17 protein-coding genes are annotated in these 17,151 nt (G+C 73.5%); 12 read left to right on the top strand and 5 right to left on the bottom strand.

Annotation, left to right across the window (positions count from 1 at the left end):
- Positions 1-30: 30 nt before the first annotated feature.
- Complete coding sequence (locus tag AB0O21_RS11285; protein WP_365169190.1) at positions 31-420, bottom strand: ester cyclase; 390 nt, start codon at positions 418-420, stop codon at positions 31-33.
- Positions 421-494: 74 nt separating this feature from the next.
- Here AB0O21_RS11285 and AB0O21_RS11280 point away from each other — a divergent pair, with 74 nt between their 5' ends.
- The 3 genes from AB0O21_RS11280 to AB0O21_RS11270 all read left to right on the top strand — a co-directional run bounded on the left by AB0O21_RS11280 (position 495) and on the right by AB0O21_RS11270 (position 3,280).
- Positions 495-1,124 carry a TetR/AcrR family transcriptional regulator gene (locus AB0O21_RS11280; protein ID WP_365169187.1) on the top strand — a complete coding sequence of 210 codons (630 nt, stop codon included), beginning with the start codon at positions 495-497 and terminating at the stop codon, positions 1,122-1,124.
- 98 nt (positions 1,125-1,222) lie between these two features.
- Positions 1,223-1,408 (top strand): hypothetical protein, encoded by a 186-nt coding sequence (locus tag AB0O21_RS11275; RefSeq protein WP_365169185.1) that lies wholly within the window; start codon positions 1,223-1,225, stop codon positions 1,406-1,408.
- A 369-nt stretch (positions 1,409-1,777) separates the two neighbouring features.
- Positions 1,778-3,280: an FUSC family protein gene (locus AB0O21_RS11270; RefSeq protein WP_365169462.1), complete on the top strand. Its 1,503-nt coding sequence runs from the start codon at positions 1,778-1,780 to the stop codon at positions 3,278-3,280.
- 14 nt (positions 3,281-3,294) lie between these two features.
- Here the strand turns inward: AB0O21_RS11270 and AB0O21_RS11265 are convergent, their stop codons facing one another.
- The gene (locus tag AB0O21_RS11265) at positions 3,295-5,262 is read right to left on the bottom strand and encodes an ATP-binding domain-containing protein (RefSeq protein WP_365169182.1); all 1,968 of its coding nucleotides are present in this window, start codon (positions 5,260-5,262) and stop codon (positions 3,295-3,297) included.
- A 69-nt stretch (positions 5,263-5,331) separates the two neighbouring features.
- Here AB0O21_RS11265 and AB0O21_RS11260 point away from each other — a divergent pair, with 69 nt between their 5' ends.
- The 4 genes from AB0O21_RS11260 to AB0O21_RS11245 all read left to right on the top strand — a co-directional run bounded on the left by AB0O21_RS11260 (position 5,332) and on the right by AB0O21_RS11245 (position 8,860).
- Positions 5,332-5,577 (top strand): hypothetical protein, encoded by a 246-nt coding sequence (locus AB0O21_RS11260; protein ID WP_365169179.1) that lies wholly within the window; start codon positions 5,332-5,334, stop codon positions 5,575-5,577.
- Between the two features lie 144 nt (positions 5,578-5,721).
- Complete coding sequence (locus tag AB0O21_RS11255; RefSeq protein WP_365169176.1) at positions 5,722-6,303, top strand: GNAT family N-acetyltransferase; 582 nt, start codon at positions 5,722-5,724, stop codon at positions 6,301-6,303.
- Between the two features lie 227 nt (positions 6,304-6,530).
- Positions 6,531-7,676 (top strand): nitric oxide synthase oxygenase, encoded by a 1,146-nt coding sequence (locus AB0O21_RS11250; RefSeq protein ID WP_365169173.1) that lies wholly within the window; start codon positions 6,531-6,533, stop codon positions 7,674-7,676.
- Positions 7,677-7,723: 47 nt separating this feature from the next.
- Positions 7,724-8,860, top strand: coding sequence for a lactonase family protein (locus AB0O21_RS11245; RefSeq protein ID WP_365169170.1), 1,137 nt, complete (start codon positions 7,724-7,726; stop codon positions 8,858-8,860).
- 15 nt (positions 8,861-8,875) lie between these two features.
- On the opposite strand, the gene AB0O21_RS11240 is transcribed toward AB0O21_RS11245, so the two are convergent.
- Complete coding sequence (locus AB0O21_RS11240; RefSeq protein WP_365169162.1) at positions 8,876-9,790, bottom strand: hypothetical protein; 915 nt, start codon at positions 9,788-9,790, stop codon at positions 8,876-8,878.
- Between the two features lie 187 nt (positions 9,791-9,977).
- Between AB0O21_RS11240 and AB0O21_RS11235 the strand changes: the two genes are divergently transcribed.
- A complete protein-coding gene (locus AB0O21_RS11235; protein WP_365169159.1) occupies positions 9,978-10,655 on the top strand; it encodes a uracil-DNA glycosylase in 678 nt (225 codons plus the stop codon).
- Between the two features lie 165 nt (positions 10,656-10,820).
- Entirely contained in the window at positions 10,821-12,410 is a 1,590-nt protein-coding gene (locus tag AB0O21_RS11230; RefSeq protein ID WP_365169156.1) for a von Willebrand factor type A domain-containing protein, read from the top strand.
- A 59-nt stretch (positions 12,411-12,469) separates the two neighbouring features.
- Here the strand turns inward: AB0O21_RS11230 and AB0O21_RS11225 are convergent, their stop codons facing one another.
- Positions 12,470-13,558 (bottom strand): exo-alpha-sialidase, encoded by a 1,089-nt coding sequence (locus AB0O21_RS11225; protein ID WP_365169153.1) that lies wholly within the window; start codon positions 13,556-13,558, stop codon positions 12,470-12,472.
- A gap of 208 nt (positions 13,559-13,766) precedes the next feature.
- On the opposite strand from AB0O21_RS11225, the gene AB0O21_RS11220 reads away from it, so the two are divergent.
- The 3 genes from AB0O21_RS11220 (at position 13,767) to AB0O21_RS11210 (ending at position 16,740) form a co-directional block, all read left to right on the top strand.
- Positions 13,767-15,122, top strand: a complete 1,356-nt coding sequence (locus AB0O21_RS11220; protein ID WP_365169150.1) for a wax ester/triacylglycerol synthase family O-acyltransferase — start codon at positions 13,767-13,769, stop codon at positions 15,120-15,122.
- A gap of 80 nt (positions 15,123-15,202) precedes the next feature.
- A complete protein-coding gene (locus AB0O21_RS11215) occupies positions 15,203-16,321 on the top strand; it encodes an NADH:flavin oxidoreductase/NADH oxidase (protein ID WP_365169147.1) in 1,119 nt (372 codons plus the stop codon).
- Between the two features lie 74 nt (positions 16,322-16,395).
- Positions 16,396-16,740: a transcriptional regulator gene (locus AB0O21_RS11210; protein ID WP_365169144.1), complete on the top strand. Its 345-nt coding sequence runs from the start codon at positions 16,396-16,398 to the stop codon at positions 16,738-16,740.
- On the opposite strand, the gene AB0O21_RS11205 is transcribed toward AB0O21_RS11210, so the two are convergent.
- Positions 16,737-17,147, bottom strand: a complete 411-nt coding sequence (locus AB0O21_RS11205) for a hypothetical protein (protein ID WP_365169142.1) — start codon at positions 17,145-17,147, stop codon at positions 16,737-16,739. The two genes, AB0O21_RS11210 and AB0O21_RS11205, sit on opposite strands and share 4 nt — an antisense overlap.
- Positions 17,148-17,151 lie beyond the last annotated feature (4 nt).

Here is a 17,151-nt window from a genome sequence, read left to right as displayed (position 1 = left end):
CGAGCCCGCCCGCCCGGGGCCGGCGCACGGTCAGAACATGCCGTTCTGGTTCCGCGCCTCGTCGGGGATCTGCTGCATGACGTCCCAGTGCTCGGAGATCCGCCCCTCCTCCAGGCGGAAGATGTCGACGATCGCCGTTCCGGGGCCGCCCGGCACCCGGACGCCGTGGACGTGGGCCATCACGTGGTCGCCCTCGGCGAAGATCCGCTTCACCTCGGCCCGGAGGTGGGGGAAGTCCTCCTTGAGGGTTTCGACGAACTCCCGGAAGCCCTCCAGTCCGTCGGCGATCCGGGGGTTGTGCTGGACGTAGCCGTCGCTGAGCAGCTTCGAGGCGGCAGCGTGGTCCTTGTCGTTGATCGCGGCCTGGTAGAAGGCCAGGACGATCCTCTTGTTCTCTTCGAGTCGTCGTGCGTGCGGCATCGTTCCCCCTCATAAGTGAACAGCTGTAGCGCTACGACTGTAGGGCAACGGTCGTGCGGATACAATCGATCACCGTGGATGCCACGTCACCAAGCAAACGGCCACCGCGCGGGCGCAACCCCCGGGGCAAGGGCGAACTCCTCCGCGAGGAGGTCGTCGCCGCAACCCTCCGCATGCTCGACGAGCTCGGTGACGACCAGGCTCTGTCGCTCCGGGCGGTCGCCCGGGAGATCAACGTTGCCGCGACGTCGGTCTACCTCCACTTTCCCGACCGCGACGCACTCGTCCTGGCCGCGCTGGAGCGCTGCCACCGGGACCTGATGCTCGCCGTCCAGCGGGCCGAGCTCACCGAGGGCGGCCCGGTCGCCCAGCTGCGGGCGCGGACCCTCGTGCTCGGGACCTGGGCGCATGACCACCCGGGGCTCTACAAGGTGCTGCACGAGAGCACCCTCAACCAGCGCACGGACATGCGCTTCAAGGAAGAGCTCGGGCGTACGACCACGGCCGCGGTCCAGAGGTGCATGGACGCCGGCCTGGCTCCCGCCGACGACGCCTCGATGGTGGCCCTCGATCTGCGGTCGGCCGTGCACGGTGCGGTCTCCATGCGGGTCAACCAGCCCGACGGGCCCTGGCCCCCGCTGGAGCAGCAGGTCGACCGCTTCCTGCGCAAGCTCGTGGGTACCTCGCCGGCCCCGGGCTCCTGAAGGGTCGGACCGCGGTGACGCAAATGGTGCGTACCGTCACCTTCCGTGTGAACGTGAGAGGGGAACACCCCATCAACACGCACGGAGGAGTCACCGTCATGGCCGGTAAGAAGGACAAGGGGCAGCAGCCCGGCAAGGGCCGCGAGGAGCAGCGCATGTCGCGCCCGGGTCAGGATCCGGTCCACCCCGAGACCGGGGGCCGGGGCAAGAGCCCGGAGGAGCTCAGGCTGCGCCAGGACGAGATGCGGCGCGAGCGGGACGAGATGCGCGACGAGGAGCTCTGACCTCGGACGGACCACACGCAGGACCCGGCCGGGCCCGTTTCACCATCACCCCGGCCGGGTCCTGTCATGCGCGGCTCCGGTGGCGCGCCCGCGGCCGGCGATCGGCCGTTGGCACCCTGGTGGCCGGAGATCGCGGCAGTTTCCTGGGCCAATGGACCAGTGGTCCGACGTCGAGTTGAGCCACTGGGCCCTCTGATGCTTATCTGTGTCATATCCATGTACTTTCGGCGCCGCGCAGCGCCGGGGCGGCAACGAGGCCGTTCCGGACCGTGGCGCCTTCGCCGTGCCCGTACGCCGCCCACCACCCCCGGGCGGCCGCCGGGCCGGCGCGCACCACTGCAAGGGGGGCGGCACACCGCCGTGAAGAGGATGTTCGTGGCTCCGGATCCGGGGCGCACCAGGCTGAGGAACTCGCTGCGCGCCGTGATCGGTGTCGGCCTCGCCGTCGCCGCGGCGGAACTCGCCGGGCTTTCGCTGACCGCCTCCATCACCGGAGGACTGGCGGCTCTGCTCGCCCTCTTCACCGTCACGGACGCGACCGTGCGCCGCCAGGCGGTCACCACCGCCCTGCTGCCGGTCGCGGGGTTCCCGGTCCTGGCCCTGGCCACCACCCTGCACGGAGTCCCCCTCGCCCGCGACGCCGCGTTCCTCGCCGTCGTCCTCGCCGGGGTGTACGCCCGCCGCTGGGGGCCGCGCGGCCACGCCCTCGGCATCTTCGGCTTCATGATGTTCTTCGTCACCCAGTTCCTGCACGCCGTGCCCGCGCAGCTGCCCGAGCTGTACGCGGCCGTCGGACTGGCGCTCCTCGCCTCCGGCGCCGTGCGCTTCGTGCTGTGGCCCATCGAACGGCGCACCCCGCCGCCCGCCGCCCCGCCCGGGCTGCCGGGCAGCGGGCTCGCCCGGCCCACCACCCGGCAGGCCGTCCAGGCCACCGCGGCCTGCGCCTTCGCGCTCGCCATCGGCCAGGCGCTCTCCGAGGACCGCTGGTACTGGGCCGTCGGCACCGCCTGGTGGATCTTCGTCAACACCGCCTCCCGCGGCGAGACCCTGGTACGGGGCTTCCGCCGGGTCCTCGGCACCGTCCTCGGCATCGCCGCGGGCCTGCTGATCGCCGTACCGCTGCACGGCGCTCCCGCGCCCACCGCCGTACTCGTCGCGCTGTGCGTGTTCGGGATCTTCTACACCGCCGCGCCCTCGTACTCCTGGATGATGTTCTTCGTGACCGTCATGGCAGGGCTGCTCTACGGCCTCCTCGGCGTCCTGCACCCCGGTCTGCTGCTCCTGCGGTTCCAGGAGACCGCGATCGGCGCCCTCGGGGCCGCCCTCGCCGTGGTCCTCATCCTGCCGGTCACCACCCACGCCACCAACGACGCCTGGATCCAGCGCGCGCTGCGCTGCGTCCACGCGGCGACCGCCGAAGCCACCGCCCGGCTCGCCGGTTCCCCCACCGCGGATCCCGCGCCGCACGCGGCCGAGCTGGAGGTGCTGCTGGCGCGGGTCCGGATGGCGCTCGCCCCGCTCGTGCACCCGCTGAGCCCGTTCCGGGGGCGCAAGGCGCGGGCCGGCCAGGTCATCGCGCTGCTCGACGACTGCGCCCGCGAGGTCCGCGGCCTGGTGGCCGTCGCCGCCGACCCGGACGCGAGCCACGACGCCCGCCTCGCGGCCGCCTGCTGGCGCGTCGAGGCGGCCGTGGAGGCGCTGACCGCGGGCGAGCGGCGCCTCGAAACGGCCACGGCCCCGGAGGCGACGCCGCGGCCGGCCGCCGCCGAGCCCGCACTGGCCCACCTGCACGGCCTGGAGCGCGCCCTCGCCGAACTCGCCGTGCCCCTGTCCGAAGCCCCCGCACGCGGACTGGCCGCCAGCCGGAGCTGACGGCCGGCACCGCGTCAGCGGCGTTCGAGCCGGTGCAGGCCCTCGGGGAGCCGGCCGGGGGAGTGCAGCACCCCGAGGGACTGGGTGGCCCGGGTCAGGGCCACGTACAGGTCGCTCGGCGGGAAGCCGTCCGGCTCCACCACGATCACCGTGTCGAACTCCAGCCCCTTGGCCTGGCGCGGGTCCAGCAGGACCACCTCCCGGGTCAGGTCCGGCTCCGCGCCCTCCCGTACCCCCGGCAGGACGGCCGCGAGCTCCGCGTGCAGCGCGCGCGGGGCGATCACCGCGAGCCGGCCCTCGGCCGGCAGCTCCCGCTCCACGGCCTCCGCCGTCGCGCCCGCGAGTTCCCCGGCCGCGAGGGCCCACGGCCGTACCCCCGTGGACCGTACGGAGCTCGGCGGCCGGAAGCCGGGATCGCGCTCCCGCAGCACGGCCGCAGCGACCTCCATGATCTCGGCGGGCGTACGGTAGTTGACCCCCAGCCGGACCAGCTCCCAGCGCTCGCCGACGTACGGGGTCAGGATCCGCTCCCAGGAACCGCAGCCCCCCTCCTCGGCCGTCTGCGCGGGATCGCCGACCAGGGTCATCGACCGGGTCGGGCAGCGCCGCATCAGCACCCGCCACGCCATCTCCGACAGCTCCTGCGCCTCGTCCACGATGACGTGCCCGAAGGCCCAGGTGCGGTCCGCCGCGGCCCGCTCGGCCGTACTGCGATGGTCGGCCTCCTCGTACCGCTCGGCCATCCGCTCGGCGTCGATGATGTCGTGCGCCGCGAGGTACTCGTTCTCCTCGTCCTCGAACTCGTACGACTCCGAGCCCTGGGAGAGGTCCAGCACCCCCTGCGCGTACGCGATGCGCCGGGCCCGCGCCCGCTCCTCGGCGGCCCGCCGCGCGCTGTCGTCCTCGCCGAGGAGCTCGGCGGCCTCGTCCAGCAGCGGTACGTCCGCCGGGGTCCAGTCCGGTCGCGCGGACGGCGTGCGCCGGATCAGTGCGGCCTCGTGCGGGGGCAGGTGCGTGGGCTCCGCCAGGAAGTCGGCGACCAGCTGCTGCGGGGTCAGGGAGGGCCACAGCGCATCGATCGCCGCGTGCACGGCGGGGCTCATCGCGATCTCCTTGCCGAGCTGGGCTACGTCGTCCGAGCCGAGCAGGTTCGGGCCGCCGTAGGGATCGGCGCCCAGCCGGTCGGCCAGCTGCGCCGTGAGCGCGTCGATGATCGGGAAGGCGAAGGCGGGACGCGCCTGGTTGTGCGGAAGCCCGGTGGCGCGGGCCCGGTCCCGGGCCTCGTGGGCCATCGTGCGGTCCAGCAGCAGGGTCCCGTAGTCGTCGTGGTCGATCTCCAGCGCGGGCTCGGGGACGGTGTCGTACTCCTCGCCGCTGCCCGCCGGCACCGTCTCCGGGAGGCGCTGCCGGTCGGCGACCACCCGGGCCAGCACCTGCGCCATTGCGGCCCGGCCCTTCACGGCGGCGGCCCCGGGCCGGTCGGTCCCGGTGGCGTGCACCCCGGGGAACAGCTCGCCGGGAGTGGCGAGCAGGACCCCCGTCTCGCCGAGCGCCGGGAGCACCCCGCCGATGTAGCCGAGGAAGGCCGGGCCCGGTCCGACGATCAGCACGCCGCGCTTGGCCAGCAGTTCCCGGTGGGCGTACAGCAGGTACGCGGCGCGGTGCAGCGCGACCGCCGTCTTCCCGGTGCCCGGGCCGCCCTCGACCACCAGCACCCCGCGGTGCGTGGAGCGGATGATCCGGTCCTGCTCGGCCTGGATGGTGCGCACGATGTCGTGCATCCGGCCGGTGCGCGCGGCGTCGAGCGCCGCGAGCAGCACGGCGTCCGCGTCGGCGCCCTCGTGGCCGGTGCGCTCCGGGTCGGTCAGGTCGAGGATCTCGTCGTGCAGGGAGGTCACCACCCGCCCCCGGCTGCTGATGTGCCGACGGCGGCGCAGCCCCATCGGGGTGTGGCCGGTGGCGAGGTAGAAGGGGCGGGCCACGTCGGCGCGCCAGTCCAGGACGAGCGGCGTGCGCTCCGTGTCGTCCGCGCGGATTCCGATCCTTCCGATGTGGTGGTCGCGGCCGTCGGAGAACTCCAGACGGCCGAAACAAAGGCCGTTTTCTCCGGCATTCAGAGCGGCCAGCAGCCCGGACTGCTCGGCCACCAGGACATCGCGCTCCAGGCGGGCCTGGGCACCGTTACCGACATCGCGCAAGGCTCCTTCGACGGCGTGTTCGGCCTGGTCACGCAGGTCGTCGAGGCGCCGATAGAGGTCCGTGACGAATTGCTGCTCTTTCCGGAATTCCTCGGTTGACAATTGCACTCCTGCCGCGCTACAGTGTCCTCGTAAGGTTGCTCACGCTTTTGTTTCCAGTGGCGGCGTGAATCAATCAATATACGCTCTCTCCTCCCTCGGCAGCGAATTCGGCCGGGGGATTTTTTGCGTACCGTGGTTTCCATGACCACCGCAAACGGCTCAGCCGACGGCATTGTCTACCGCCTCGCCGGCCCGGAGGACGCGGGTGCCATCGAGGCCCTGGACGGCTCCTTCACCACCGCCACGGTCTTCGAGGTCGCCCCCGCCGAGTCCGGCCTCGGTTTCCTGCTCCACGAGGTCCCGGCGAACCCGCCGGTGTACAAGGAGTTCCCGCCCGAGGAGCACGATGAGCAGGGGCTCGGCCGCGGCTCCGGCGCCGGCGGGGACGCGTGCACGTACGTGGCCCTCGACGGCGAGCGGCTGTGCGGGTTCGTCGCCGTCGGCTACGCCGCGTGGAACCGCCGCCTCACCATCGAGGACATCGAGGTCTCGCCCGGCCACCGGGGCCGGGGCGTCGGGCGCGCGCTGATGGAGTGCGCGGCGGAGTTCGCCCGCGAACGCGGCGCCGAACACCTCTGGTTGGAGGTGAGCAGCGTCAACGCCCCGGCCGTGCACGCCTATCGGCGCATGGGATTCGTCCTGTGCGGCCTCGACACCACCCTGTACGGGGGCACGCCGTCGGCCGGCGAGCGGGCGCTCTTCATGGCCAGGCCCTGCCGCTGAGCGCCCTCCGCCCACGGTGCCACACGGTCAACTCGTGGAATCGGGCGGATCGTACGCCCCGGAGGGCCTGCCCCGCAGCCCGATCGGCGAAGATCACACAGAGGAGTGTTCCGGGCGCGCCTGCGACACGGCGCTGACCTGCGGCATGTACAAAGGGTGATTGTTTATTGCACATTCATCCGGCATGTACAGGGTGGATCTGGTCGGACAGGGGGTAACCGCCCGGAATGGAAACACTTCAACAGCGCTCCACCACCGCTCAGGTGTGGGAAGCGGCCGAGGAGTTCATCCGACTCTTCCACAGGGAGCACGCCGGCAACGCTGACGCCGGCGATCCGCGTGCCCGGCTCGCCGAAGTGCGGGCCGAGCTCGCGGAGACCGGCACCTACCGGCACACCCCCGGGGAACTGGTCCACGGGGCCCGGGTCGCGTGGCGCAACAGCAACCGCTGCATAGGCAGGCTCTACTGGAACTCGCTCCGGGTCCGCGACCGCCGCGAGCTCGTCAGCGCCGACGAGATCGCCGACGAGTGCTTCGAGCACCTGCGCGAGGCCACCAACGGAGGCCGGGTGCGGCCCACGATCACGGTCTTCGCCCCGGACGCCCCGGACCGCCCCGGCCCCCTGATCTGGAGCGAGCAGCTCGTCCGGTACGCCGGCTACGGCGACCACCCGTCGATAACGGTCGGCGACGCCCGCAACGCGGCGCTCACCGAATCCCTGCTCCGGCTCGGCTGGACCGGCGGCTCCGGCACCCCCTTCGACCTGCTCCCGCTCGTGGTCCAGGGCGTCGATGACAAACCCCGCTGGTTCGACCTCCCGGCGGACGCCGTGCTGGAGGTGCCGATCGAGCACCCCGAGGGCGACGGCTGGGCGGACTGGGGCCTGCGCTGGCACGCCGTGCCCGCCATCTCCAACATGTGCCTGGAGATCGGCGGCATCCACTACCCGGCGGCCCCCTTCAACGGCTGGTACATGGGCACCGAGATCGGCGCCCGCAACCTGGCCGACACCGACCGCTACAACCTGCTGCCGGCGGTCGCCCGCCGCCTGGGCCTGGACACCGCCAGCGACCGCTCGCTCTGGAAGGACCGGGCGCTCGTCGAGCTCAACCGGGCGGTGCTGCACTCCTTCGACCGCGCCGGCGTCACGATCGCCGACCACCACACTGAGTCCCGGCGCTTCCTGTCCCACATGGAACGGGAGGAGCGCAAGGGGCGCGAGGTGGGCGCGGACTGGTCCTGGATCGTGCCGCCGATCTCCGGTTCCGCGACCCCGGTCTTCCACCGCACCTACGAGGACCGGCCGAGCAGCACGGCGTACGTCCACCACACCGGCGCGCAGGAAAGGGCCCAGGGGCGCGACTTGGTCTAGACCTTCTGTTACGGTCGGCTCCGAACCGATCGGCGGAGGGACACGGCATGGGCGACAAAGAGGCCGATGAGGCGGAACACCGGGTCTACATCGGCTCGTTCACCTCGTCGGGCGGCCGCGGCATCACCACCGCGGCCCTCGATCCGGAGACCGGAGCCCTCACGGAGCTCTCCACCACCGACGCGCTGGCCGACCCCTCGTACCTCGTCGAAGGCGTGCACATCGGCGTGGTCTACGCGGTGAGCGAGCGCGGCGAGGGCGCGGTCGGCGCCTTCATCGCGGACGGCCGGGGGCTGAGGCCGCTCGGAGCGCCCGTACCGGTCGGCGGCGCGGGCCCCACCCACCTCGCGGAGGCCTGGCCGTGGCTGCTCACCGCCCACTACACCTCGGGCGGCGTCGGCGCGGTCGCCATCACCGAGGACGGCTCCCTGGCCGGGCCCGCGCAGGTGTTGCGGCACCACGGATCGGGCCCGGACCCCGAGCGCCAGGAAGGCCCGCACGCCCATCAGGTGCTGCACGACCCGAGCGGCCGCTGGGTGCTCAGCGTGGACCTGGGCGCCGACTCCGTACGGGTCTGCGCCCTGGACGACGACACCGGCACGCTGCGGCCGCACTCCGAGACCGCGCTGACCCCCGGCAACGGCCCGCGCCACCTCGTCTTCCATCCGGACGAGGAGGTGGCGTACGTGGTGAACGAGCTGCGGCCGCTGCTGACCGTCTGCCGATGGGACGCGGAGGCGGGGAGGCTGGAACCGGTCGGGGAGGTTCCGCTCGTCGCGGAGGGCGGCTCAGAGGCCTCCTCGGGGGCCGCCCGGGCCTATCCCTCCGCCGCCGCGGTCGCGCTCGACGGCCGCTTCCTCTGGGTCGCCGTCCGCGGCGCGGACGTCCTCGCCACCCTCTCGCTCGCCGACGGCTCCGACAAGCCCCGCCTCACCGGCGCGGTGGACTGCGGGGGCCACTGGCCGCGCGACCTCGCCATCGACCTCTACCGGAACCGGCTCTACGCGGCCAACGAGCGCTCGGGGGACGTCACCTGGTTCGACGTGGACCCGGAGACAGGGCAGCCCCGCCGCGCCGGATCGCTGCCGGTCCCCGCCGCCACCTGCGTCCTGATCCAGTGCTGTGACCGGGACATGCGTGGGGCCCGCCCCGGAACTTCCGGGGCGGGCCCCACGCATGCGTGACGCGGCGGCCGGTCGTCAGTGCGCCGAGGCGCCCAGCGTGATCCCCAGTGCCGCGGAGTACTGCGCGACGGCCAGCTTGCCGAGCGCCCCGTAGGAGCCGAGCACCTCGGCGGCGGCGCAGTCGGCCTCCTTGCACGCGGTGTCCAGCAGCCCCTCGGCGGCCTCCGGGCCGATCAGGTACGGGGCGAGCGCCAGCTGCGTGGAACCCTCGCGGCGCAGCTGCTCGGCGACCGCGGCCACCGAGCCCTCCGCGTCCAGCGCGGCCGCCATCACGGGCACAGCGAGGCGGGCGGCCAGCAGCATGCCGGTGATCCCGGCAGCCTGCACGGCCTCCTCGCCGCCGGTGGTGGCCAGGATGATGCCGTCGGCGGCCGTGGTCACGGAGAAGAGCCGGGCCCGGTCGGCGCGGGACAGCCCGGCCTCGGAGAGCCGCACGTGCAGGCCCTCCGCGAGCAGCGGGTGCGGACCGAGTACGTCGGCCAGCTCGGCGGCCGCCGAGGAGTCCATCAGCGCCTGGCGGACCCGGCGCAGCAGACCGCCGTCCGGACCGACCAGCAGCGGCACGACCACGGCGTCGGGGCCGGTCGGCGCGGGCACCTCGTGGCCGGCGGCGCGGGCGAACTCCGCACGCGCGGCCCGCTCGGTCGCGACGGCGGTCAGCACGCCGGACAGCGAGGGGAACTCGGAATCGTCGTCACCGTCGAGGAAGCCGATCCGGGCGTCCAGGCCCGGCAGCTCGGAACGGCCGATGCTGATGATCTCTTCCGCCAGCCCCCGCGAGGCGGCCGAAGGGGCACCGGGCACGGCGAGTACCAGCGCGGGCGCGCCCTCGGGCGCCGCCGCTGGCTCGGGCCGGCGGTGCCGTCCGGTCTGGCGGGGTCGCGGCATTCGTACGGGCAGGCCATTCGCGGGCCCAGTGGGGGAGCTCATGGCGCCGCATGCTACTGGCTTATCGGAACCAGGTGTTCGGGAGGGCCCACTCGGGCGGCATCTGTCCGCATTTATCCGAGGAATATCAGATACCGTCAGCGGCCCGGGGGCGGAAACCGAGCGGTCGTACTTTATCCCGGCGACCGGGTTCGGGAGTGGGCCCCCTGCGCCAGTAGAGTGACGCGTTGTGGCAGCTCTCCCGTTGAACGAACTCGTCGAGCCCGGCTGGGCCGAGGCGCTGCGCCCCGTGGCCGGCCGCATCGCAGCCATGGGCGACTTCCTGCGCGCAGAGATCGCGGCAGGCCGGACCTACCTCCCGGCCGGCGCGAACGTCCTGCGCGCCTTCCAACAGCCCTTCGACGAGGTGCGCGTCCTGATCGTGGGCCAGGACCCCTACCCGACGCCGGGCATGGCCATCGGCCACAGCTTCGCCGTCGCGCCCGACGTGCAACGGCTGCCGGGCAGCCTGGAGAACATCTTCCGGGAACTGCACACGGACCTCGGGCTGCCCCGGCCCTCCAACGGCGACCTGACGCCCTGGACCCGGCAGGGCGTCCTGCTGCTCAACAGGGCGCTCACCACCGCGCCCCGCAACCCCGGAGCCCACCGCGGCAAGGGCTGGGAGGAAGTGACCGAGCAGGCCATCCGCGCCCTGGCCGCACGCGGCAAGCCGCTGGTGTCCGTGCTGTGGGGGCGGGACGCCCGCAACCTGCGGCCCTTCCTCCAGGAGTTCCCGGCGATCGAGTCCGCCCACCCGTCCCCGATGTCGGCGGACCGCGGCTTCTTCGGCTCGCGTCCCTTCAGCCGCACCAACGACCTCCTGGCCCGCCAGGGGGCCCAACCGGTGGACTGGCGCCTCCCGTAGCCGTTTCGGGACCTCGTCGATGCGCGACCTCGTCGCGATCGACATCTGAGCTTGACATTCCGCCTGCCGTTGTCGCTTCGATACTCGTTCGCAACCCCTCCGAAGGCTCCAACAGCCCCTCCCGCGCGTCAGATTCAAGACCGACGACGCTTCGAGGGAGACGGCATGAAGCCCCATCAGGACCGCACGCCCAGAGCATCCCGAGCACCCCGCACGAGAGCGACCCGAACCGGCGCGCGGCTGATCGCCGCGCTCGCCACCGGCGCCGTCCTGCTGACCGGCTGCGGTTACGGCGGCGGGAACCGGAGCGCCGACCAGGGGGTGAAAGGCACCGACGCCCGGCCTAGGCCCGACGCCTCCTTCCCCGGTGGCGGCGGCCAGGAAGGCGAGAGCGACGGACGCAGCGCCACCAGGCCGCCCGCCGACTACCTCTCCACCTTCGCGCTCGACGTGGACACCGCCAGCTACGGCTACGCCCGACGCACCCTCGCCGACGGCAGCCTGCCCGACCCCGCCACCGTGCGTCCCGAGGAGTTCGTCAACAGCTTCCGGCAGGACTACCGGGAGCCCGACGGCGACGGCTTCTCGGTCACCGTCGACGGCGCCCGGACCACCGACCCGAGCTGGTCGCTGGTCCGGGTGGGACTCGCCACCCGCTCCGCCGGGGGCGGTGCGGACGGGACGCGGGGCCGGCAGCCCGCCGCCCTCACCTTCGTCGTGGACGTCTCCGGCTCCATGGCCGAGCCCGGGCGCCTGGACCTCGTCCGCACCTCCATGAACCTGATGACCGACCGGCTGCGCGAGGACGACTCGGTCGCCGTCGTCACCTTCAGCGGCAGCGCCCAGACCCGGCTGCCGATGACCCGGGTCGGGGGGAACCGCGACCTGATCCACGACGTCGTCGACGCACTGCGCACCTCCGACTCCACCAACGTGGAAGCGGGCGTCACGCGCGGCTACGACGTCGCGGTCAAGTCGCTTCGGCCCGGCGCCACCAACCGGGTCGTCCTGCTCTCCGACGCCCTCGCCAACACCGGCGCCACCTCCGCCGACACCATCCTCAAGCGGGTCGCCGACGCCCGGACCGCGCACGGGATCACGCTGTTCGGCGTGGGCGTCGGCAGCGAGTACAACGACGCCTTCATGGAACGGCTCGCCGACCGGGGCGACGGCCACACCACCTACGTCTCCGACATCGACGGCGCCCGCAAGGTCTTCTGCGACGACCTCCCCGCGCAGGTGCAGCTGCGGGCCCGCGACGCCAAGGCGCAGGTGTCCTTCGACCCGGCGACCGTCGAGCGGTTCCGGCTGATCGGCTACGACAACCGCCGCGTCGCCGACGACGCCTTCCGCGACGACACCGTGGACGGCGGTGAGGTCGGCTCCGGTCACACGGTGACCGCCCTCTACGCGGTGAAGCTGCGCCCCGGCGCCGCCGGGCACGTGGCGACGGCGACCGTGCGCTGGCTGGACCCGCGCACCCGGGCGCCCCACGAGGAGTCCGGCCGGGTCGAAGCCGCCGCGCTGGCGGGGGACCTGTGGAGCGAGGCGCCGCCGCGGCTGCAGATCACCGCGGTGGCGGCCTACTTCGCCTCGGCGCTGCGCGAACGGGGCGGCGGCTGGGAGCGGGTGCCGGGCGCCGTCCCGCTGGGCACCCTCGCGGGGCACGCGGAACGGCTGGCCGGCCGGACCGAGGACCCCGACGTGCGGCAGCTGGCGCAGGCCGTGCGCCAGGCCGGACGGCTGACGGGCTGACGGGCCGGTCGGAGCCCCGGCCGGTCGGGGCCCGGCCCGGGCTCCGACCGGGGCGCCCGTCAGTGCAGCGCTGCCGCCCGTACGCACAGCACGTCCGGCAGGTGCCCGGCCAGCAACTCCCAGCTCTCGCCGTCGTCGTGGCTGGCATACAGCTCGCCGTTGCGGTTGCCGAAGTAGACCCCCGCCGGGTCCGCGTCGTCCGTGCACAGGGCGTCCCGCAGTACCGTCCCGTAGTGGTCCCCGGCCGGGAGCCCCTTCGACAGCGGCTCCCACGTGTCGCCCGCGTCCCGGGTGCGGAAGACGCGGCACCGGTGCTCGGCCGGCACCCGGTCGGAGTCGGCGTTGAGGGGGAAGACGAACGCGGTGTCCGCCCGGTGCGGGTGGGCGGCCACCGCGAAGCCGAAGTCCGACGGCAGCCCGCCGCCGATGTCCGTCCACCGGGCACCCGCGTCGTCGCTGCGGTAGACCCCCCAGTGGTTCTGCAGGTACAGCCGGTCCCGGTCCCCGGCGTCCGGGGCGATCTTGTGCACGCACTGGCCGAACTCGGGGTGCTGGTCCGGCAGGAACACCGCCGAGACGCCCTCGTTGGAGGGCGACCAGCTGGTCCCGCCGTCCTTGGTGCGGAACACCCCGGCGGTCGACACGGCCACGGTCAGCGCCTCCGCGTCGCGCGGGTCGGTGATCACCGTGTGCAGACCCTCGCCGCCACCGCCCGGCTGCCACTGCGAGCGGCTCGGGTGCTCCCACAACGCGCGTACCAGCTCGAAGGATTCGCCCCGGTCCGTGGAGCGGAACAGTGCGGCGGGCTCCGTCCCCGCGTACACCACGTCCGGGGCCTCGGGGCCCGCCGGCTGGAGCTGCCAGACCCGCTCCAGCGAGGCGCCGGTGTCCTTGGGGAACTTCACGGCGGGCGCCGCGGGCTCCCGCCAGGTCTTCCCGAGGTCGTCGGAGCTGAAGACGGACGGCCCCCAGTGCGAACTGTCCGCGCCGACGAGCAGCCGGGGTGCCGCACCCCGCCGGTCGACGGCCACCGAGTAGACGGCCTCGGCGTTGAAATGGGGCGCGTCGAACTCCCACGGCCCGCCGTCGCGGCGACGGCCGATGAACAGTCCCTTGCGGGTTCCCACGAGCAGCAGTACCTCGGCCATGGCCGGCACCTCCGGACTCGGACCACTTCTTTCCGGTTCTTTCCGGCCAGTCTGCACCCGCCCACTGACAGCGGCCCGGCGGTCCGGCGGGCCCCCGCGTAGCTGATTGACACTGATCATTTACCGATAGGAAATGATTGCTACTTGCATGTAGGTGTTCGGAATGGATTGACTTCAGGCCATCACCGCCGCACGCGAGAGGACGTACGTGGCCACCGAGCACCTCTCCCCGCTCGACCTCGCCTTCTGGCGGATCGAATCCGCCGCCCACCCCATGCACCTCGGCGCCCTCGCCGTCTTCGAGGCGGCGGGGCCCGCGGGGCCCGGAGCCGTGTCCGCCGCGGAACGCGCCGCCGCGCTGCTCGCCGACCGCTGCGCCGCCGTGCCGGGCCTGCGCCGCCGGATCCGCGACGTGCTGCTGCCCGTCGGCGCGGCCGCCTGGTCGCCGGACCCCGGCTTCGATCCCGCGCGCCACGTGTTCCTCGTACGGACGGACGCCGCGGACCCGCACGCCGCCGCCGGGCCGCTCATGGCGCGCCCGCTGGACCGGGAACTGCCGCCCTGGGAGGCGCACGTGCTGGCGGGCCCGGATCCGCAGTCCTTCGCGGTCCTGTTCAAGTTCCACCACGCCCTCGCCGACGGCATGGGCGCCCTGGCCCTCGCGGCAGCCCTGTTCGACGGGTTCGACCAGGCATCGCCCCTGCGGACCCCCGCGCGCCCGGTCCCCGAGCAGCGGGCCGGCTCCGCCCTGCGCCGGCTCCCCGGCGCCCTGGCGGCCCGGGTCCAGGACGTCGGCCAGGCCCTGGAGATCGGCGCCGCCGTGGCCCGCGGCGGACTCCCGCTCGGCGTTCCCGCGGCCCTCGTCGCCGACTACCCGGGCGCGGGCGGCGCCAGCGGCGGCCGTGCCGTCGCGGGCCTCGCGCTCGACCTGGACGAGGTCAACCTGGTCCGCAAGGGCGCGGGCGGCACCGTCAACGACGTGCTGATCGCCCTGGTCGCCGGCGCGCTGCGGCGCTGGCTCGCCGAGCGCGGAGACCCCGCGCCCCGCGGGCCGGGCCCGCGCGCCCTGATCCCCGTGTCCCGCCGGGGCAGGCCCGGCACCGGCGCCGGGAACCGGCTCTCCGGCTACCTGCTGCGGCTCCCGCTCGCCGAGGCCGACGCGCTGCGCCGCCTGGACTCCGTACGCGCCGGCATGGACCGCAACAAGGACGCGGGCCCCGCGCGCGGCGCCGGGGCCGTCGCCCTGCTCGCCGACCACGTCCACCCTCTGGGCCACCGGCTCGGCGGGCCGCTCGTCGCCCAGGCCGCGCGACTGCTCTTCGACATCCTGGTCACCAGCGTCCCGCTGCCCGGGATCGCCTTCACCCTCGGCGGCAGCCGGGTCCGCGCGGTCTACCCCCTTGCACCGCTGGCCTGCGGCCAGTCCCTGGCCGTCGCCGTCTCCACCTACCAGGGCACGGTCCACTACGGCCTGGTCGCCGATGCGGCCGCCGTCCCGGACCTGGCGGCCCTGACCGGGGCGCTGCGCGCCGAGCTCGACGAGCTTGTACGGCAGGTCTCGTAGTACGAGAGATTTCGTAGTACGGTGACTCTCGTACTTAGCCGCCGATCCCCGGCGCGCCCGGTGACATCTGGAGATCCCTGATGAGTGCTGCCTCCGCCGCCCCTGCCGCCCCCGCTGCTTTCGCCGCCCTGTTCGCGCCCCACACCCTCCGCTCGGTCACCATCCCCAACCGCGTGTGGATGGCCCCCATGTGCCAGTACAGCGCCGAGGCCTTCGGACCGAACGCCGGCGTGGCGAACGACTGGCACTTCGCGCACTACGCGGCCCGCGCCACGGGCGGCACCGGCCTGATCATCCAGGAGGCCACCGCGGTCTCCCCGGAGGGCCGGATCTCCCCCTATGACCTCGGCATCTGGAACGACACGCAGGTCGAGGCGCTGCGCCGGATCACCTCCTTCGTCAAGGCCCAGGGCGCCGTCCCCGGCATCCAGATCGCGCACGCCGGCCGCAAGGCGTCCACCGACCGCACCTGGAAGGGCGGCGCCCCGGTCGGACCGGAGGAGCACGGCTGGCAGCCGCTCGCCCCGAGCGCCGTCCCGTTCGCCGAGAGCCACCCGGTGCCGCACGAGCTGACGCTCGATGAGATCGCCGAAATCAAGGGCCAGTTCGTGGCGGCCACCGAGCGCGCGCTGGCCGCGGGCTACGAGGTCGTCGAGATCCACGGCGCCCACGGCTACCTCATCGGCGAGTTCCTCTCCCCGCACAGCAACAAGCGCACCGACGCCTACGGCGGCTCCTTCGAGAACCGCACCCGCTTCGCCCTCGAAGTCGTCGACGCCGTACGGGAGGTGTGGCCCGAGGAGCTCCCGCTGTTCTTCCGGATCTCCGCCACCGACTGGCTGGAGGAGGACGGCTGGACCGCCGACGAGACGGTCCGGCTGGCCGCCCTGCTCCACGAGCACGGCGTGGACCTCCTCGACGTCTCCACCGGCGGCCTCGCCCCCGGGGTGACCATCCCCGTGGGGCCGGGCTACCAGGTGCCCTTCGCGGCCCGGGTCAAGGCGGAGACCTCCCTGCCCGTGGCCGCCGTCGGTCTGATCACCGAACCGGAGCAGGCGGAGAAGATCCTGGCCAACGGCGAGGCCGACGCGGTCCTGCTGGGCCGGGAGCTGCTCCGCGACCCGTACTGGGCCCGCCGCGCGGCCGCCGAGCTGGGCGGGGACGTGCGCACGCCCCAGCAGTACCACCGCTCCTGGTGACCACGGGCGGTACGGCTCCTACGACGGTTCTCGTACGATGACGGTCGGAGCCACCGAGTGAGCGGAGCAGGGACATGACGGAACGGGAAGCGGCCCGCACCCTCGCCCACCCCGAGGCGGCCGAGATCCGCCTGGAGGGCGTGCTGCACGCGCTCTCCGACCCGGTCCGGCTGTCCATCGTCCGCGATCTCGACGCCTCGCCTGCGGATCTGGCGTGCTCGTACTTCGACCTGCCGGTCACCAAGTCGACGACCACGCACCACTTCCGCGTCCTGCGCGAAAGCGGTGTCGTACGCCAGACCTACCGCGGCACCACGAAGCTCAACGCCCTGCGCCGGGACGATCTGGAGTCGATCTTCCCCGGCCTGCTCGACGCCATCCTGACGGCGGCGGCGGCCGAGGCGGAGCGGGTCGGCTAGGGCGTGGTGTCCCACCGGTGGAGCAGGCGGCCGTCCGGGCCGTACACGTCCATCAGGTAAGGGGTGCCCGACGGCAGCTCTCCCTCTTTGGTCAGGAAGGAAGCGATCGAGGCCGCCTGCTTCTTGAACAGGGCGTCGTCCGTGTCCGGGTTGTGCGTGCGGACCACGACGTACGGCGGATGGCTCTCCCGTATGAACACCGACTCGATGCCGTACACGTCCGCGTCCCCGCCGGCGGCCCGGTAGCGGTCCGCCAGCGCGGCGGCCTCCGGTGGGGCGACCGTGGTCGTCGCCGTCGGGCCGGGCGTGGCGGCCGCCCGGTCCTCCTGCGTGCAGCCCGCGAGCAGAGCGGCGCACGCGACCGCCGCCAACGCCGCGCACGTGGCCCGGCGTGCAGCCTTCCCCATCGTG

Origin of the sequence: Streptomyces sp. NPDC091371 (assembly GCF_040684275.1) — a bacterium.
GTDB lineage: Bacteria > Actinomycetota > Actinomycetes > Streptomycetales > Streptomycetaceae > Streptomyces.
The sequence above is the reverse complement of the archived record's forward strand: the minus strand, read 5'-3'. Positions and strand labels throughout refer to the sequence as shown.

What these genes read in the sequence shown, in the direction of transcription:
- AB0O21_RS11285 (WP_365169190.1), bottom strand. Translation starts at nt 420, where the DNA reads ATGCCGCACGCACGACGACTCGAAGAGAACAAGAGGATCGTCCTGGCC.
- AB0O21_RS11275 (WP_365169185.1), top strand. Translation starts at nt 1,223, where the DNA reads ATGGCCGGTAAGAAGGACAAGGGGCAGCAGCCCGGCAAGGGCCGCGAG.
- AB0O21_RS11270 (WP_365169462.1), top strand. Translation starts at nt 1,778, where the DNA reads ATGTTCGTGGCTCCGGATCCGGGGCGCACCAGGCTGAGGAACTCGCTG.
- AB0O21_RS11255 (WP_365169176.1), top strand. Translation starts at nt 5,722, where the DNA reads ATGACCACCGCAAACGGCTCAGCCGACGGCATTGTCTACCGCCTCGCC.
- AB0O21_RS11250 (WP_365169173.1), top strand. Translation starts at nt 6,531, where the DNA reads ATGGAAACACTTCAACAGCGCTCCACCACCGCTCAGGTGTGGGAAGCG.
- AB0O21_RS11245 (WP_365169170.1), top strand. Translation starts at nt 7,724, where the DNA reads ATGGGCGACAAAGAGGCCGATGAGGCGGAACACCGGGTCTACATCGGC.
- AB0O21_RS11240 (WP_365169162.1), bottom strand. Translation starts at nt 9,790, where the DNA reads ATGAGCTCCCCCACTGGGCCCGCGAATGGCCTGCCCGTACGAATGCCG.
- AB0O21_RS11230 (WP_365169156.1), top strand. Translation starts at nt 10,821, where the DNA reads ATGAAGCCCCATCAGGACCGCACGCCCAGAGCATCCCGAGCACCCCGC.
- AB0O21_RS11225 (WP_365169153.1), bottom strand. Translation starts at nt 13,558, where the DNA reads ATGGCCGAGGTACTGCTGCTCGTGGGAACCCGCAAGGGACTGTTCATC.
- AB0O21_RS11215 (WP_365169147.1), top strand. Translation starts at nt 15,203, where the DNA reads ATGAGTGCTGCCTCCGCCGCCCCTGCCGCCCCCGCTGCTTTCGCCGCC.
- AB0O21_RS11210 (WP_365169144.1), top strand. Translation starts at nt 16,396, where the DNA reads ATGACGGAACGGGAAGCGGCCCGCACCCTCGCCCACCCCGAGGCGGCC.
- AB0O21_RS11205 (WP_365169142.1), bottom strand. Translation starts at nt 17,147, where the DNA reads ATGGGGAAGGCTGCACGCCGGGCCACGTGCGCGGCGTTGGCGGCGGTC.